The 17,551-nt window shown below is 46.5% G+C and carries 16 protein-coding genes; 11 read left to right on the top strand and 5 right to left on the bottom strand.

Features of this window, described 5'->3' with window-relative positions:
* The first annotated feature begins 6 nt into the window (after positions 1-6).
* Positions 7-726, top strand: coding sequence for a LytR/AlgR family response regulator transcription factor (locus ABD676_RS14095; protein WP_344675361.1), 720 nt, complete (start codon positions 7-9; stop codon positions 724-726).
* A gap of 269 nt (positions 727-995) precedes the next feature.
* Positions 996-1,643, top strand: coding sequence for a hypothetical protein (locus ABD676_RS14090; protein WP_344675360.1), 648 nt, complete (start codon positions 996-998; stop codon positions 1,641-1,643).
* Between the two features lie 178 nt (positions 1,644-1,821).
* Here the strand turns inward: ABD676_RS14090 and ABD676_RS14085 are convergent, their stop codons facing one another.
* The 3 genes from ABD676_RS14085 to ABD676_RS14075 all read right to left on the bottom strand — a co-directional run bounded on the left by ABD676_RS14085 (position 1,822) and on the right by ABD676_RS14075 (position 5,870).
* On the bottom strand, positions 1,822-4,248 hold the full coding sequence (locus ABD676_RS14085) for an outer membrane beta-barrel protein (RefSeq protein WP_344675359.1): 2,427 nt from the start codon (positions 4,246-4,248) through the stop codon (positions 1,822-1,824).
* A gap of 132 nt (positions 4,249-4,380) precedes the next feature.
* Positions 4,381-5,166, bottom strand: a complete 786-nt coding sequence (locus tag ABD676_RS14080; RefSeq protein WP_344675357.1) for a hypothetical protein — start codon at positions 5,164-5,166, stop codon at positions 4,381-4,383.
* 2 nt (positions 5,167-5,168) lie between these two features.
* Positions 5,169-5,870 (bottom strand): carboxypeptidase-like regulatory domain-containing protein, encoded by a 702-nt coding sequence (locus ABD676_RS14075; RefSeq protein ID WP_344675356.1) that lies wholly within the window; start codon positions 5,868-5,870, stop codon positions 5,169-5,171.
* A gap of 345 nt (positions 5,871-6,215) precedes the next feature.
* On the opposite strand from ABD676_RS14075, the gene ABD676_RS14070 reads away from it, so the two are divergent.
* The 4 genes from ABD676_RS14070 (at position 6,216) to ABD676_RS14055 (ending at position 12,033) form a co-directional block, all read left to right on the top strand.
* Positions 6,216-6,623: a hypothetical protein gene (locus tag ABD676_RS14070; RefSeq protein ID WP_344675355.1), complete on the top strand. Its 408-nt coding sequence runs from the start codon at positions 6,216-6,218 to the stop codon at positions 6,621-6,623.
* A 120-nt stretch (positions 6,624-6,743) separates the two neighbouring features.
* The gene (locus tag ABD676_RS14065) at positions 6,744-8,060 is read left to right on the top strand and encodes an OmpA family protein (RefSeq protein WP_344675354.1); all 1,317 of its coding nucleotides are present in this window, start codon (positions 6,744-6,746) and stop codon (positions 8,058-8,060) included.
* A gap of 1 nt (position 8,061) precedes the next feature.
* The gene (locus ABD676_RS14060) at positions 8,062-9,198 is read left to right on the top strand and encodes a hypothetical protein (protein ID WP_344675353.1); all 1,137 of its coding nucleotides are present in this window, start codon (positions 8,062-8,064) and stop codon (positions 9,196-9,198) included.
* Between the two features lie 435 nt (positions 9,199-9,633).
* Entirely contained in the window at positions 9,634-12,033 is a 2,400-nt protein-coding gene (locus tag ABD676_RS14055) for an ABC transporter permease (protein ID WP_344675352.1), read from the top strand.
* Between the two features lie 226 nt (positions 12,034-12,259).
* Here ABD676_RS14055 and ABD676_RS14050 read toward each other — a convergent pair whose 3' ends face one another.
* Complete coding sequence (locus ABD676_RS14050) at positions 12,260-12,484, bottom strand: hypothetical protein (RefSeq protein ID WP_344675351.1); 225 nt, start codon at positions 12,482-12,484, stop codon at positions 12,260-12,262.
* A 196-nt stretch (positions 12,485-12,680) separates the two neighbouring features.
* On the opposite strand from ABD676_RS14050, the gene ABD676_RS14045 reads away from it, so the two are divergent.
* The 5 genes from ABD676_RS14045 (at position 12,681) to ABD676_RS14025 (ending at position 16,770) form a co-directional block, all read left to right on the top strand.
* Positions 12,681-12,998 carry a MerR family transcriptional regulator gene (locus tag ABD676_RS14045; protein ID WP_344675350.1) on the top strand — a complete coding sequence of 106 codons (318 nt, stop codon included), beginning with the start codon at positions 12,681-12,683 and terminating at the stop codon, positions 12,996-12,998.
* A 753-nt stretch (positions 12,999-13,751) separates the two neighbouring features.
* A complete protein-coding gene (locus tag ABD676_RS14040; RefSeq protein ID WP_344675349.1) occupies positions 13,752-14,507 on the top strand; it encodes a hypothetical protein in 756 nt (251 codons plus the stop codon).
* A 134-nt stretch (positions 14,508-14,641) separates the two neighbouring features.
* The gene (locus ABD676_RS14035) at positions 14,642-14,917 is read left to right on the top strand and encodes a helix-turn-helix domain-containing protein (protein WP_344675348.1); all 276 of its coding nucleotides are present in this window, start codon (positions 14,642-14,644) and stop codon (positions 14,915-14,917) included.
* Positions 14,918-15,213: 296 nt separating this feature from the next.
* Positions 15,214-15,780 carry a BfmA/BtgA family mobilization protein gene (locus ABD676_RS14030; RefSeq protein ID WP_344675346.1) on the top strand — a complete coding sequence of 189 codons (567 nt, stop codon included), beginning with the start codon at positions 15,214-15,216 and terminating at the stop codon, positions 15,778-15,780.
* Positions 15,781-15,789: 9 nt separating this feature from the next.
* Positions 15,790-16,770, top strand: coding sequence for a DUF5712 family protein (locus ABD676_RS14025; RefSeq protein ID WP_344675345.1), 981 nt, complete (start codon positions 15,790-15,792; stop codon positions 16,768-16,770).
* Between the two features lie 331 nt (positions 16,771-17,101).
* Here ABD676_RS14025 and ABD676_RS14020 read toward each other — a convergent pair whose 3' ends face one another.
* Positions 17,102-17,392 carry a hypothetical protein gene (locus tag ABD676_RS14020; RefSeq protein WP_344675344.1) on the bottom strand — a complete coding sequence of 97 codons (291 nt, stop codon included), beginning with the start codon at positions 17,390-17,392 and terminating at the stop codon, positions 17,102-17,104.
* Between the last annotated feature and the right edge of the window lie 159 nt (positions 17,393-17,551).

Genomic DNA, 17,551 nt, shown 5'->3' with positions numbered 1-17,551 from the left:
AGAATTATGGTTAAGCAATCAGTGCTCATTGCGGACAGGGATGTTTCTTTTAGACAGGAACTCCGCAAAAAGATCGTGTCGTTGGATTATCCTGCTATATTTCATGAAACCTGCAATGGTCCGGAAGCGGTACGATATATCGATTGTCTACAGCCTTCGGTTGTATTCATCAATGCTTCACTACCCGGATTAGCAGGATTCGATGTTCTTGAGCGGATCAGTCACGTTCCGATTTCTGTGGTAATTTCTGATAATGCGGAAGATGCGGTCAGGGCAATCGATCATGGTGCCACGGGCTACCTTCGCCGACCTATCTGTACAGAAAACCTCAAACGAACCTTGATCCGTATCGGTACCCCTGAAGTGGCCAGACCATTTTCTTCAGTCCAGCAGGTCGGATACCCCGGTCGTATATTTTTGGAAAAAGGCGGCAGACTAATAAAGGTGAATGTAACTGAGATCACCTATTTGCGGGCAGACCGGGACTATACCTGGATCTATACCACCGACAATAGTGCCTATCTAAGCAACCATGGTATAGGGGTACTCAGTCAGAAGCTTGATCCCGATAAGTTTATGCGGGTCCACCGGTCCTACATGGTCAATCTGGAACATGTTCAGGAACTCTATAGGGATGTCAGGAGATTTTATCTCCTTGTGAGCGGAGAGATCGAGATCGGGGTAGGCAAGCAGTACGTTCCGATGGTCAGGGAACTCATCTTCTGAACAGGACAACTCTATTCCAGCGTCGATGATGTCCGTAGTTTTACGCATTTGAGGATTGCGGTAGATTAACGGTCAATCGTTCCATCCAATTGTTTGAAATTTGCGTAAAATTTTTTCACCTAAACATGACTAGACTAAAATTGCTCGTTATCCTGGGTGGTCTGGGGCTCATGTCGGTATCTTGCCGCACGGATGCCAATACCCCTATTTTATATTCGCTACCAGATAGTTATGCCGTTTGCGAAAACGGAGATACTTCCACTTTTCGGATGCAATACGATAATTTGCAGAGGATCGTTTCTTATAACTGCCCGGAGGAGGACGAGTTTATAAGCTTTTGCTACGACCTTTCCGGAAGGCTCAACCGAATCGATATGACCGGTGCAGGCCAAACCCAGAAGATGGAAATCAGCTACTCCAAAAATGGTGACCCGGTCAGTGCGGTAGTTTCTATAATAAAAGAAGGAACAAACCGTATCTGTGGCAGAAGGTTCATCGACTATGAAATGATGGAGGGGAAGGTTACGGGGATGAAAGTGCTCGAGACAGGGGGCTCTTCGCATCAAGTTCGACTGGACTATTCTGGGGAGGATCTTGTAAGAATGACTTCAATCGGAAATGCAGGATTCGTGTCCCATGAATTTGATCTCGGAAGGAAAAGGTCTCCCGTTGCATCGGCCAGGTTCAGGCATGTCCTCAGTGCTGACCTGCCTCCCATTCTCTGTTCCACTAAAGAATATACTGGCCATACGATAGTACTCTCCGAAGGAATGACCATATCTACAAAGATCGAAAACCATGCGGATCCAAATGGGTTCTTCATCTGCATAAAGAAACCTATCGAAATACCTGGAAGAAACGCCTTCACCCTTCCGGGCTCGTATCAAACAATGAAGGATTCAATATTCGGCATTTGATGTAGATTAGGCCGATATTTTCATTGAAGATGAGATAGGAAAGTGAGAATATGGATTTCGGTGGCTATTGTCTTCGCCCTTTCGTTCTGGAGCGCTGCCCGGATCAGGCGTTAGTGTCTGTCCGCCGTCTGAATAGTTTGACCGGACAGTCAAAACTGTCCTGGTCTGAACCTTTCATCTATGTTCGCTGCTGCTCGCTCTGCGCCCCGCCTCCCTGATATTGCCGATCGTTCTTGGCACCTTTGGTAAACCGGTATCTAAAGGACAGGTTGACGGTCCTTGAATCGCGCAAAGTAGAGAAGGTCGCATAGGTCCCGGACAGATAGCCTATTTCGCCCGCATTGATATCGCTGTGGAAAATATCATTTATAGCGAGATTGAACGAGCATCCGGCATTCATCTTGAAATTGATGGCAGAATTTAACCTTGTTCGTTCCTTCATGGAAAACTGTGCGAATTTCTGACCTCCCTGATATTCTCCGTCCACCTGAAAGGTCCATTTTTCGGAAGGCTTATAGGTGAGCGCTGGCCTGATCAGCATAAATGTTCCCTTGGTATCGAGCTGCTGTCCATAGATTGCACTTTTGGTATGGATGTGATGTATTGCCGTATGGCCGATAAGAGTGAACTTCTCTATCGGGCTATAGGTAACATTGAGCGTGGCGCTGAAGGTCTTCAAGGACCCCAGATTGCCCTGCTGACTGTAGTAGACCCCATCCTCGATCCGAATGGTTTCGCTCATGAGGTCCTTAACCTTTGCGTAGGCAAGCGTGAAATCGACAAGTGGCTGGAAAGTGTATGAAAGCTCTGTCTGATTTATGAAGGAAGGCCTCAGGTACGGCGTACCGACGTAATAGGTATATTTGTCAAATGGGGTCACGAATGGATTCAACCAGGCATAATGTGGGCGATCGATCCGTCTTCCGTAATTCAGGCTTATGGTATGTTTGCTTTCGGTTGAGGGCCTGTACTGGAGATAGACGGTTGGGAAAAAGTCAAAGTGCCTTCTGTTGAACGAAGAATCCGGCTGCATTCCGTTGCCCAGTTGGTGTCCACTGGAGATGGTTCCTTCAAAGCGCAAACCGGCCTGATAACTCCACTTCCCATATTTTCCGTCAATACTGGTGAAGGCGGAATGGATAGATTCCCTGAACCGGAAATGGTTTGTCTTTTCGAGGTCGACGATCATGTCGTCTTCGAATATCCTGTAAAAGTCCGCATCGTTGTCGGTGAGTGTACTGCTGGTCTTGAGACCTGATGACATCCGTATGGTCTCTTTAAAGGGATGAACGAAATCTACCTTTGCAGAATAGATCTTGATATCGTTGGGTACCCTTCCGAGCTGTGATTCGAAAGAGATTGCTTCACCTCCCGGGAGATGGGTGGAATTATCGAAAAGCTGTTCGTTGTTTCCCCTATAGGTAAGGAAATCAAGGTCAATTGTAAGCTTCTGCCCGGATTCCGGGTTCTTATAGCGGTAATTGAGATTTGCTCCCAGGTTCGAAAACATACGCTCTTCTTTGTTGTTTGCGATCAGGATAGAATCAGGGTTTTCGGGAGATGACATAAATCGGCTTTCCCCTAAGGATTTCAGTTCAAGTGGAGAGGACCTAAGGTTCAGGTTGACACCGATCGTGCTCTTTTCATCCATAAAATAATCCGCTCCCAGCCGGCCTGATAGAGAAATCCCTTTTCTCCTGATCCAGGTATCCTGCGAAAATATCGGAGAGGTGAGGGATTGTCCGCCGTCGAACTTACGGAGAATATCCAGATCGGTATAGGTGTCCGTTGTCGAAAATGAGGTACTGGCCGACAGTGCCCATTTGTCGCTATTTACGGCAATATCGGCGCTATTGTTTGTCTGGCCGTATTTTCCCTGCTGATAGGCAAGGCTCACACCTCCATGTATACCCTTAGATCGATATCGTTTGGTATGGATTGCGATGATTCCCCCGCTTCCCGCAGCGTCATAGTTTGCCGGTGGATTTGTCATCAGTTCTATCCGGTCGATCTGGGCTACCGGAACAGTACGTAGAAATTCCCGTAACTGCTCACCGACAAGGTTGGTCGGGCGGTCGTCAATATACACGGAAACACCTGATTTTCCCGAGAGACGGATGTCTCCGCTCTGATCGAGCTGTACACCGGGTGATTTTTCAAGGGCCTCCAGGGCCGAACCACCGGTACTGGACAACATGATATGTGGATTTACTACCGTTCTGTCGTGACGTTTTTCGATATAAGCCCTATCTGCGGTTACGGTCACCTCAGCTAAATTGCTGGAGCTGGGCTCCATCGCGATATTCAATTCTAAAGATGTGGGCTGTTTTACCAGGATAGAATCTCTTGACCAGGCTTCAAAACCAATCATTTTACTTCTGACCTGATAGTATATCCCAACGGTCAGCTTTTCGAATATATACTGGCCGGAAGAATCCGAGCTGACCGAGGCGATTGGACTTGGGTTGTCCTGTCGGTAGATGTGGAGCGTTGCCCCCTGTAGTGGGACGTTCTGGATATCGGTAACCCGGCCCTGGATCTGCTGTCCGAGAGCCAAAGTCGAACACAAAGTGAATATGGTTAGTAATGGATATGCTTTTTTCATGAATATTAATAGTTTATCTGTTGTTTGCGAAAGATAGAAAAATGGGAAGGTTCACCACAGGTATGTTCGACAAACGGCGGAAATTATCGATAAACGTGAACTTTTGCACCCGATACATTCATTTTATTGGTACTATCTATACTGTTTTAATTTTTCCTTGAGCTCGTCCATCTTACCCTGCGTCAGCCCAAAACCGTCGGTGACATCCCAGATAATGTCCTGGATCTCGTTGTGTATCTTCATCCATTCGGGAACCACGTAATCTTCCTCATGCGCAGCTACCGGATCCCAGTGCGCATTGACCTTAAGTCCGGGATGTCCTAGGAGCAGCTCAAGCAGTTTGCGTAAGTTCGGGTCTGTGGAAACTATAAATTTGTGGTAATTGTTCCTGGATATGGGGAATACCTGTTCGGGTCCGATGTTATCGTACCAGGGCATGGATCTGTTTTTGTTCAAACATGCCATTCCAATATAGACCGTGGTCGTATCCCGGCCACCACCGTACCGCTCGGTTGGCGGGACGGTGATCAGGTGTTTTTCTATGCTGAGCCCGTTCTGCTTGTCGTGGATCCTGCTTACCCCGACCAGCCCCGCAGGAAGTTCCACGGTGACGGGAGGAGTGCCCGGCATCCTGTCGTTTACGAAATTGATGTCCACATAGAAAAAATTGGCATGAGCGTACAGCTTTCCCAGATCGGGATCAAAAGGATGGTCCTTTCGCTCTACGATCCGTATGCCCTGCGGTAGCGCTAATCCCACACCCAAAGGTTCCTCTTCGCTGTCACCAATGCCCGGGTTTCCATTGGATGGGGGAATAACGATTTTATAGTCGTGCTGTTCCGGCAGAACGGCGTCGTCCTTGGCGCAAGATGTCAAGAGCAAAATCAATGCAGCGGTTCCAAATAAATATTTTATCATGGTTATCTATTATATTCCAGCTTAAAACAATTGTCGCACTGAGCGGCGATCTGCGGCTCAAAGTCAAGGATGAGTTCTGTTGCAAAGCTATCTTCGGCGTTCCATTTGCGGAGTTTCAGGGTTTCGCCATTATAGCGGGCGGTGATCTTATATCGGCCGATCGGAACATCCAGGATCTGATATCCGTCCGTCGCGTACCTTTCCAAGGTCTGTCCCTTTGAACCATCGATTAGGCTGCCCTGTGGGATAAGGGTGAACCGTATCTTGTCCGTTTCCAGGTATAGTCCCGGAAAGTTATCGACGGTTACTGTCCCCCCATAATGTCCGGTTAAAGGAGATGCCTTCTGACCGGAGAGCTTCCAGTTGAAATGACGGACTGCACCCTCGGGTCCAAACCCCGTTGGTTCCTCGGGATGTAGATAGCACTCATAGGTCTTTCCGTTGAACGGTACCTTGTGGACTGCAAATGCGTACCAGCTTCCTGTTTTTGGGAGCGCCAGAGTGTAATTCCCTTCAGATGTTGTTTTTGTGGAGAGTTTGCTGTTGAAGAATATGCTGTTGTCCACGATGATCTGGACCCCCGGTATCGGTGAGCCCGCCCCGTCCCTTACCGTTCCGCTGACTTTTCCGGAATTTTCGGGAGCTGTGTCCTTTTTGCCGCACCCCAGTGCGGAGGCCAAAAATAAAAGATAGAAGATTCTCATGGTAGCAAAAATAGTCTTACCAACAGCCGATTTTTAGGGTAGTATTTCTCAAAAAAGAGACCTCAGTAGTATTACTTAATGATAGGGCAACAGTGAGGTTCGCACAGACCCTACGTAAATCTCATGTTGGGTAGTATTACTTAATTAAAACGTTATGAATCACGATAGCTTTGCCGAGTCAACTTCGGTATTCCGTTTACTGACGAGTGAAAAAATTGAAATTTTAAATAATTATATATGAACCCAATAAAAACAATCGGAGCGGCAGCTTTGGTCCTGCTGCTGGGCAGCAACAATTCTTTTGCACAGTCTTTTAAACAAGGCGACAAACTTTTAAATGCCGGTGTGGGCATTGGCGGGGGCTTGGGCATCCCTGTGGGAGTCAGTTATGAGCAAGCTGTCTCTGACCGCATCAGTGTTGGCGGCTACCTTGCCTATGCCAGAAAGAAGGAAAGCTATAATGAGTACGGAGAATGGAAATATAGCTATGTCCTGGCTGCAGCAAGGGGATCCTACCACCTGAAAGTAAATTCGGAAAGATTCGATCCTTATGGTGGTGCGATGCTGGGTTATAACGTAGCATCTGTTAAGTGGTCGGGAGATGGCTCCGAACCCGTTTCTGCATCAGCCGGAGGATTTATGTGGGGCGTTCATATCGGAACCAGATACTGGGCTTCGCAAAAGGTAGGTGCATTTGCGGAGCTTGGCTACGGTGCTACGGTATTGAATGTGGGCGTTGCATTTAAACTGTAACCATCCTCGTCTAGCCTCCAGCATCTCTATCGGAAAATTAGGGCCGTTGGTCGAAAAGATCGTTTGTCCATCCAGGTCCATTATATTTTTGTCCTAACGGACTATCAATATCAAACCCATATGAAAAATACAATATCGAAAGTATTCATAGCATCAATTGCATGGATCAGTATACTCACCAGCATATCCATGGATGCCAGTGCCCAGTCCATATTAAAAAAGATAAAGGGCAAGGTAGAGAACACGGCAACCCGAAAAATACTTGAACAGACCGATAAGGCATTGAACAAAGGTATGGACAAGGTGATCGAATCTGCGGGAAAAGGCAATTCCAAAAATGGAGAAGAGGATTCGGGTGAATCCGTTAATGGGACCGAAGAAGTACGAAAGCCCATAGGGTCGTTCAGTCGGTACGATTTCGTACCTGGTGATACGCTCCTGTATGGGAATGATTTTTCCACAGAAGCTGTGGGCGAACTTCCAGCCGGATGGAACAGCAACAGGAGCTCGGTAATCGTATCCCTGGACGGTATCGGCGGAAAATGGCTTCGACTTGCCCAGAGCAGTGTCTCCTTAACGGACAATGAAAAAGCATTCGGTAGCGATTTTACCGTTGAATTCGATCTTGTGATGGATATCGATTTCAAGGGCTGGCTCCCCCCTTCGTTCCAATTCGGACTTCTGGCATCCGGAAAAGAATCGCCGAGTTCCAATAAGCTGCTGGTCGATCCCAAGGGGACCAAGTCGTTCTATATGGAAATCTCCCCCCTCTCGGACGCAGGGAATCTCAATCTGGAGAGCCATGTCGGATATGTCCGTCATTTCCACAGCGCTTCCGAGAGAAATCCGGCTGTAAAGAGCTGGTATGGCCGGCCTGTCCATGTAGCGATCCAGGGCCAAAAAGAGCGTTTGCGCATCTGGATAGACGGCCAGAAGCTATATGATGTACCCAAAGGGATAGCAAAGGAAGGAGTCATGAACCAGCTGTTCCTGCGCTTGGGCAGCAGTCCCTATAAAGATGAACAGATCGGTGTTTTCATAGGTAATATCAAAATTGCAAAAGGGATTCCGGATACCAGACGTAAACTCCTCAATGAAGGTAGATTTGCTACCACGGGCATCCTGTTCGAAACCGCTTCGGCTTCCATAAAACCGGAATCCGCTGGGGTATTGCGATCGATCGCTGCTATCCTGGAGCAAGAGCCAGCAATCCGTCTGAGCATTGTGGGACACACTGATGGGGTTGGCGATGATGCGGACAACCTTGCCCTCAGTGGCAAGCGTGCCGAAGCGGTAAAAGATTGGCTGGTGAGAACCTCAGGAATTGATGGTGAAAGGCTGATGACCTCGGGCAAGGGAGAAACGGAGCCGGTATCCGAAAATGCGACGGCATCAGGCCGGGCCAAGAACCGAAGGGTGGAATTTATCAAGATATGACATGTTCAGCAAAGCAATAGTGATCCTTTCAGCGATCATCTTGATCGGATGTAACAGGAAGGATCCCGAGCCCCAACAGGGTGAGGGCCTAAAGATCGATGTACTGGGGGCCGAAAGTACCAAAACAACTTCCAACGGTATTCCCACCATCTGGAAAGCTGAAGGCGGAAGCAGTACGACGTTCATTCCACTGAACCACGATAAGATCTGGCTCAGCGGTGCGCATGAACTACAGATTGGCGGTGGCCGTAATCTCGTCTATTTCGGTACGGAGCTCATTGCGGGAAGGGCACGGGTAGTTCTATTTACCTATGAGGGGAAAAAAGTGCTCTCTGATGAAGTGGACCTTACGCTGATGACGGATCGGCAGGAAAATCTCTATGCCCATCACACCGATGCCCAAGGAAACCTGTACCTTCACGCCTCCTGTCAGACCACGGGATATCGAACCATCGGTTACGTATATAAGATCGATAATCTGTTGGGAATTGAGAAACTGGACATGCCAGCGGATATATCATTTGCACTTTTCAAGATCCCTACTGGTCTGATCTCGCTAAAAGCAACGTATCTGCAAGAAGCTATAGAGATCAGTTTAGCCCACCAGATCCGGGGAATCGAGAAGGTAAGGGCCGATCTGGAAGGATATGGCGAGCAGCACGTCCATTCAGCATATTATAACCAGATGGGCAGATTGGTGCTGTTGGTCAGCGCTATTCGGAATGATGATAAAAATCCTGCGTACCTATTGTTAAGCATAGATCCTGAGACGGGAAAAGTGGTGCGCCATGTGCTCAAGTTGCCTACAGAAAGATATAACTTTGGAAAGGGTATGATGGAAGGCAATATACTCTCTGTACCCGGCTGGGAAAAAAATAATAACCGAGCGTTTTTTTTCCGGGTAGATACGCAGACCGACCTGAGTGAGCTATCCGTGACCAGGACCGAGCTGGAGACCGATCCACTGCTGCCGCTTACCAAGGCTTCTTTTCTACAGCGGATAAATGGGGAGATATACGTTGGCGGGGAACAATTCGGAAAAGCCTGCTATTGGAAAGAAGGTAAGATTGTCAAGCTCGAAAGCGGCCCGAGTATCGTCCGTTCCTATCCGATACAGTTCTTGGCCTATCGAAATTGAACAAGCCGGTATGGAAGAAAAGAATATCGCAATTGTCGGGGAGCTGTACAGTTCCTTCAGGGAACGATTATCGCATTGCTCAATTGTTATCCCAGGATATGCGTTGGAACCAGATGGACGGATTACCCGGGAGAGGGATATGCGTCGGAATCAGCGAAGTGCTCGGGCATGTTTTTGCAGGGCTGCGATGTGAGTGGACGGACTGGCAATCTGTTGCCAACGATTTTTTCGCCTTTGGGGAAACGGTTTTTGTAAAGGGATACTATTCCGGGACGATAGGGCCAGCAGGAATGCTTTTAAAGTACCGTTCTTTGCCGAATACAGAATAGAAGAAGGAAGAATTTCCGAATTCAATCAATTTAAGGACACTTTCCGGATTGTGCAGGCCATGGTTGCAGGCTGATCTTGGTATAAATAATCGATAAACCTACTGAAATGGTAAATTTAAGGGTCATTTTACGCGCAATGCTAAAACGCGGAACGGTCAGTATCGTACACGTTGTTGGGATGTCAGTGTCTTTGGCGACGGCGATATTGCTGTTCCTTACGGCCAGGTTTGAACTGTCCTACGATAGCTTTCATGAAGATGCGGAGCGTATCGGTTGGCTATATAGCAAGAGCTACGATGAAAACGGGGCGAGGTACAATTCCTCAATGGCAGCTCCCTTGGCTCCTGCCCTTAAGGAAGAGATCGCCGGAATTGAATACATCAGCAGGATGGCCAGCGGGAGTATTCTACTGAAGAACGGCGATAGGGAGTTGGTATCCATTAGCAGGTATGTGGACGATGACTTCCTGTCGATATTTTCCTTTCCTCTTATTTCAGGTGATAAAAATGCATTAAATGACATCGGAAATATAGCAATAGAGGAAAACATGGCCCGTAACCTGTTCGGATCTGTCGACGTCATTGGAAAGATGGTTAGCGTCAACATTGACGGAATTTGGGAGCAGAAGGTCATTTCAGCCGTCCTTGGCGAGACTCCTCAAAATTCCAGCATCCGCTTCAGTTCACTCTTAAGGTTCGAACTTAAACCAAACTATAGGACGGACAGGGATAACTGGACTTCCCAGAACCATGATGTTATATTAAAGCTCCAGGATAGAACCGTAGAGAACATCGAATTTGCGCGAGAAACCAGGGCATTCACCGAACTCCATTACAGAGATGAGATCGTTGGACGGAAAAACTCAGGCGGAAGTTCGGAGGAACTGGGGGATCTGTTTTCCCTCAACCTTATTTCCATCAAGGACTATCATCTCAACAGTTTCGGTATTTCGGGCGGCCCACCGTCTTTCTATCCATGGATATTGCTGGCAGTGGCGGGACTCATCCTGATAACGGCATGTACGAATTTTGTCAGTCTTACGCTCGCGGGTTCTTTGCAGCGCAGCAGGGAGATCGGCACAAGGAAGATACTTGGAGCAACGCGCAAAGATCTAGCGGTCCAATTGTGGTTGGAAACGTTTTTTGTATGCTTCCTGTCTTTGATCATTGGTCTGTTCTTTGCTTGGCTGGCCCTTTCCGAATACAATTCAATGTTAAACTACAGGCTTGAACTATCTTCATTGTTCTCCCCCGAAACCCTAATCTTTTTTATCGGTGCTTTTTTATCGGTTACCCTGCTGGCCGGTGGATATCCTGCCTTCAAAATTGCCCGTATGAACGCGAATGAATCTTTAAGGGGAGACGTTACCATCAAATCGTCCAGGCTAAGGAGCGGACTGACAGTGCTACAGTTTTCCATAACGATTCTTTTTATCATTTCGTCAATTATCGTCAGTTCACAGATTGAATACCTGGCAACCCGTCCCCTCGGATATAATGCAACTGAGGTCATCAGTATTCCGATAGGTAAGGGAATCGACAAAGGACAGGCATTGGAAAGGATGCGCGCAGAGCTCTCAAAGGAGACCTGGGTAAAAGCTGTGAGTGCGTCGGACGCTAATCTGGGACTGGGCAGCGATGGTACCTTGAGAAGTAGCATTTTGAAGTTTTCACAGGAAGACAAGGATTACAGTACCAATTATATGCGTGTAGATTATGATTTTTTCGAGACTCTAGAAATCAGGTTACTTGGGGGACGTGATTTCGACCGTACTATGCATACGGATACCGCTGCTGTAATCGTTAATCGAAAGATGGCAGAGCAGATGGGCGGTATTGAACGTATTTTAGGGAAAAAGATTGGGCTCAACGGTGGAAGTACGGTTATTGGAGTAGTCGATGACTTCCACTTTCAGCATCTGCGGAAGAAAGTGGAACCATTGAGTCTTTCCATTAATGGAAATGTATCTGATATTGAATATATTTTTATTAAGGTAGAGACGGGTTCACTTCCTAAAACGATGGAGAATATTTGGAAGGTATGGAAAAACGTAAATCCGAATGCGACCATTCCGGCCTCTTATCTGGATGAGAATGCAAATAACTTATACAGAAAGGACCGTACGTTTTCCAAGATCGTAATGATGGGCTCCGGTATCGCTATTGTCATTTCCTGTATGGGGCTTTTTGCATTGGCACTGTCAGCCACCGCAAGGAGGGTTAAGGAGATCGGTATCCGTAAAGTCTTGGGAGCATCGGTCTGGAGTGTCATAAGACTAATTTCGTTGAATTTCATTATGCTGGTCTCTTTGGCATTTGCGATTTCTGCCCCCATCGCCTGGATGCTCCTGAACTCTTGGTTGCAGACTTATGCATATAGGGTACAAATGGAATGGTGGATGATGGGAATTGCTGCAATGATCGTATTTTTAATAACCTTCTTCACCATATTTTGGCAAACATTTCGTGCAGCTACAGCAAACCCTGTCGAAAGTTTGAGAATCTAATTCTGCTAAATTATTTGATTTTGGACCAGATCTAAAAGGCTCATTTGGAAAGTCATCAAACAAATTTATTCTGTTCCCGTTTTCATCCAATTTCGATTTGCTTAATAGCTCTTCTTCTTCGTGAAGTGGTTCTCCTAGTTCTGTAAATGTTCCACAGAATTGCCTGTTCTAATCCTTATTTTCTGTCCATTTTTTTATTACCGAATAACTCCATAAGTTTACAATACTATGCAGAATTATGAATAATCTCGGAAGTCCAAAATTTTTGCTTAAAAATCTTTTCTGTTGGTGTCTCAAAGTCTTCAAAAACCTGCATTGGAATATCACGGGTGCAAATCAATAAATTGTCCCTAAGTGAATCGATATAACCTTTCCTATCGTCTGGATCAATAGCGGTTTTAAAAGGTTCATCTTTAATTTTTGTCAATCCCTCAAATCCCAATTCTTCCAATAATTGCTCATTGTCTACCTGTGTGTTTGTAAATAATAATGATTGATGCTTTTCCGCCCAATATTTATGTTCTTCTATTAACGCCAGAGTTATCTTCTCTTCTGAAACAATCCTTTGAACTATAGTGAATATCTCTGAAAGTGATCAGTCCCTCATTGAATCCCCCTGAACATTGTGCTATACAAACGTATTTCGTATGGCACAGATACTCACAAGTTATTCGGATTCGGAGTTCAAGGAACTTCTATCCGAACAAGTAAAAGAAGCTGTTAGGGAAGCTCTAAATAGCAGTCCGGCAGAAAAAAAAGATCCAGCCTTTGATGGGATAGGCTATAGAACCAGGTCAGAGACAAGAAAACTGTTGGGAGTGGCCTATTCCACGATGCACTACTGGGAGAAGACCGGAATATTGGTGCCACGAAGAATAGGTAGGAAAGTGTTCTTCTCTGACGATGCTATCCGTGAAGCCCTTTCAAAAGCAGGAAAGGAGGTAGATCATGGGATCGCAGAATAATCTAACGGTCCCGTTTCAAGCTGTTCTTTTCCCATCCGATTCTATATGGAAAATATTATGGCGGCTATTGACTTCTGGTTTTTCTTTAGTAAGCAAGGGAAGCAAATCGGATAATGTACTAATTCCGATCCGCCAAATACGCTATGGGCCGATATTGATACCAACATATCATGGTATCTTCAAACCATTATATCTGGATATCTATTTATCAAAGTATGTACATATCTATTACTTATCCTACCATCTGATCGGCGGTATAAGTAATAGGCTACTTTGTTTGCCTATCGGCCAATCAACGGTTCTCAATTACCCCACTAGGCAACGCCAGCTCGGTCCATTTTCCCAACACATCCCAGCTTTCCGAACAACGGAGGGCTGGGGCATGCGGAGAACAATCTCCTTTTATAGAGATCCTGTGCCGGAGACCGCCTTGCGACGGTCGCTTTCCCACCCCACTTCCCTTGACCCTTGCGGGTCAAAAAGGTCCAATTTTCCCAAAGAAAATCGGAGCAAGCGGAAGTTGGGCAGAGCCCTACTTTGCTTGCCGTATGCGCTGCAAACGGGGTTTTGGGTATCCTCCGGGGATACCCTTATAGCCTAACCGCATTATAGAGCTCGGTTTCGGTATACTCTCGGGTATACCGGACAGACTTTTCCAGATATACCGATATATCATGATGTCGATATACATATAACTATATATACCATGTTTTTAACGATGTCCGTTCTGTATCTTTTTAGTAAATTTGGTCTATGTCGTCAAAATACTTTAAATACCGGAGAGCATTCCAACGTAAGGTACATCCTTATGATCTGGGTGTATTGACCGGCCTGAAAAGAGGCAGTGACGACAACCATTTCCTTTTGAAAGTCTATAAACTTGATGCTTCTGCTTTCGAGGATTACTACCGCTACCATCTGGAATATTATCTGGAAAAAGACAAACGGAACAATGAGCATGATTTCTTTGCACATGTCTGGCGGATCGTAGAAAAGAGGATCGAATACTTTGACGGCCGTGATCCCTTCTCTTCCAAGCATGCCCTATATGTATCCAATACCGAAAAACTAAGGGCATTTCAGGAATTTTTAATACCAAGGGACAAATGGAACATCAGGCCGAACGAACTCCTGTTGACGGAAAAGGACAACCTGATCGCAGAACTTCGGGAAAAGATCGGAGCCTTGGAAGAAAAGCTTTCAAAGCTCGAAGACTTTGAGGTATCTGTCAAGGCGATGGTACAGGACGACCACCTTCCAACTTTCATTGACCTCATCCGTCAATTGAAGGATCTAACGCTTCCTAATGGACGCAAACTGTTGAAATCCGATTACGAAAGTCCCTACTACAAACTTGTCTCCATGTACTTCACCTACGAGGGTAAGGATATCCCCATCAGTACTGCGCGCAACTACTTCGTAAAAAAAGATCCGAAGGATGCAAAAAAGGGCGTGAAGATCGAAGAGCACGAAAAACTTTTCAAGATCGTCCCGAAAAAAAAGTCCTGATACCATCCCGTTCAGATTCCGAACATGACCAACAGCCTCCGTTGGTCAGCCTAAGTATACGATAATACCCCATTTTTGTACCATGGTCAGCGAAAGGATCGCTACCGGATCATCGTAACAAAAATCGGGAAACTATGGAAATAGACATCGTAACAAAAAAGGATCTCCAGCAGTTCAAGCAGGAAATATTGGAGGAAATGAGATCAATTCTAAAGAACAAAAACGTAGAAGCAAAGGACAGACAATGGCTGCGCAGCGCAGAGGTAAGGGAGATGCTCAGTATATCTGCCGGAACCCTACAGAACCTACGGATCAACGGTACACTGCCGTACCAAAAGATCGGTGGGACAATGTACTATTGCAGAGAAGATATCGACAGCATGATGAAAGGGAGGACAGACCATGGATAGACATATGCTTATACCCAGACATTCGTTCAGCGGTTATTTTGAGCTGATAGCCGCTGACAAGAGGTTATTGCCATCACACATCGGGCTTATCATGGCACTTTTCTACCATCAGGACGAAGGTAATCCGTGGGGTTTCTTCCACGCCAGCCGGAGCAGGCTTATGCGTTTCTCACGTATACGGTCTATAGCTACCTACCACAAGTGCCTATCGGAGATGGTGTCGTACGGTTATCTCGAATATATCCCTTCGTGGCATCCGGTTAAAGCAAGCAGGTTCAGGTTTATCCAAATAGCTGATGGAGACAACAATGGTTAGGTCGGATGAAAACACCAAATCGGTACGTTTTCCGAAGGAGATCGATGACAGGCTAGCGCTGTTGTCGCGAAAACTCGGACGCACAAAGCGGCTGTTGGTCATGCAGATGGTCGATTATTTCTACAAGAGCAAGAAGGATCCGGCAGACCTCAACGATGAGGTACTGAAAAAGGAACTGTTGAGCGGTGTCAACCGCATCCTCTCTTTTATCCGCAAACAGGAGGGCGACCTGTTGGTACCTGTCTATTCCATGCTGGACGAACTCACGGCGATGGTCAAACTGATGGGCTCGCTCTCCAAGACAATTGCTGAAGGTCAGCTCAAGGGGAATTCGGCCCTAGGCGAAAGTTTGGCGTATGCAAAGCTGATGGATGTTAATCTGAAAAAGTTGATAGCAGCTCTCGGAGAGAAGGAAACCCTGAAATCCAGTTTCAGAAAGATACTGGAACATTATATCGCCCAAAGGGAAACGTTGGGCTGGCCGGTATCGGCAACAAAAAAAGAGGAGCTGGCCAGACAGGTACGGCAAGCTGTGGAAAAACTTTAACGGATCATAATGTACATCAATATCACGACCTCCGAAACTGGAGATAACAAAGGAAGCTGTGGCGCACTGGTAAATTATCTGGAAAAGGAGAACAGGGATAAGAAAAGCCTCGACCGGCACGAAAAATGGTTCAATGGCAATAGTAACGGTATCAGACCCCATGAAGTACGGATCGGTATAGACAATAACATAGCCAAACTGGGTAAAGAAGACAGTAAGTTTTTCCTGATCAATATCAGCCCGAGCCAGAAAGAACTGGCTCACCTGATATCGCAGTACGGAGAAGAGGGTGCTAAGGAAAGACTTAAAGAATTTGCCATCGGGGTCATGGACGAATACGCTAAAAATTTCAAGCGGGATACTATACGGGACCATAGGGATCTGCTTTGGTTCGGCAAACTGGAAAACTACCGTTACTATGGCTATAATGATAAGGAAGTGAAAAACGGCACAAAACAACGTGGTGAGCGTAAGGAAGGACAACAGTTACACCTACAGATCATCGTGAGCCGTAAGGATATAACCAACAGGATCAAGCTTAGTCCGCAGAATACATCAAGAGGAAAGAACGCTTCGCATTCAGCAAAGCTTGGCCAGTTTGACCGTACGGCATTCAAACAGTCGGGCGAAACCCTTTTTGATGAGATCTTTGGTTTTGAGCGAGGCCTGAAAGAACGGATGGATTATGCAAATACCATGAAAAACGGCACGGCAAAGCAGAAAGCGCAGTTACATGCAGTTTCAGCCTTAGCTGAACGCTATCCGCAGTTGCAAACTTCCCATTTAACAGATAGTTTTATGAAAGACATCAACACTGAAAAGCACTCTGATGTCGGCGGTCTGCTGTCCTCCATTGCCGGAGGGGCGTGGGGATTGTTTGAAATGTTGCTTGAACCTGCATTCGACGCCTCGGGCGGGCAGCAGACCGTTGCCAGTGAGGAGGAGCGGAAACGCAGGCGCAGAAAAAAGAATCAGGGGATGAAACGATAGAACCGCCCTGTCTCCCTGCGGTACACGTGCATTTCTTCCTGCGTCAGAAAGCTACGTGAACCTCGGTTCGGAATGCAAGAGGTGTTTCGCTGTGCGCACACCACTTGCGAGGTAACAAAGACCGCTGCCATATCGGGACGGAAATTGTTCCCATCTGCACCGCTTTTGCAAAATTACCCACGGAGCCGGAAAGGTCAAGGGTATAGTAAACGCACCCCTCCACTAGCGTCCATCGCCCGTACGCCCTTGACCCGATTCCGTCTCTTTGCGTACCGGTGGCCTAAGCGGTGAGAATGGGGTGGTGTGTGCAGGCTAGTTAAAATTAGAAAATCTAAATAGGGTCATCATTATTTGCCGGATTTCTGTTTAGCCATTCATAAGTATCCTCTTTAAAGCATTCACTTGCTGTCCCGGGAATGTATTCCGAATCCAAGAGTTTCTCCATGACAGTTGGTTCATCTCGAAATATCTTGAACCATAAAATAAAAAATCCTGTTTCAGCGGCAGATCGGGCAACATGACTCGCTGCATTTTCGATCTCTTCTGGGAGTGAGATCTTGACCTTTGAGAAAAGATCGTAAGATAACTGCGCCAATAACAATGTCGCTTTTCTCTTTTCCAACGGATGTCAACTACCTTGTTGCGGAGGTCTATCCTGTCAAGCCCTACTAATTCAATTGTATTTCGGGTCTTCATGTTCTGCAGATCATTCAGTCCCGCGCTGGGAACGATAATCGCAGCGTTTGGATTCTCGGGATGTTCCTGCACATCAAACGGGATC

It is taken from the genome of Sphingobacterium kyonggiense, from assembly GCF_039536825.1.
GTDB classification, from domain to species: Bacteria; Bacteroidota; Bacteroidia; order Sphingobacteriales; family Sphingobacteriaceae; genus Sphingobacterium; species Sphingobacterium kyonggiense.
Note: the sequence above shows the minus strand (reverse complement) of the source record. Positions and strands in the feature narration are given on the sequence as shown.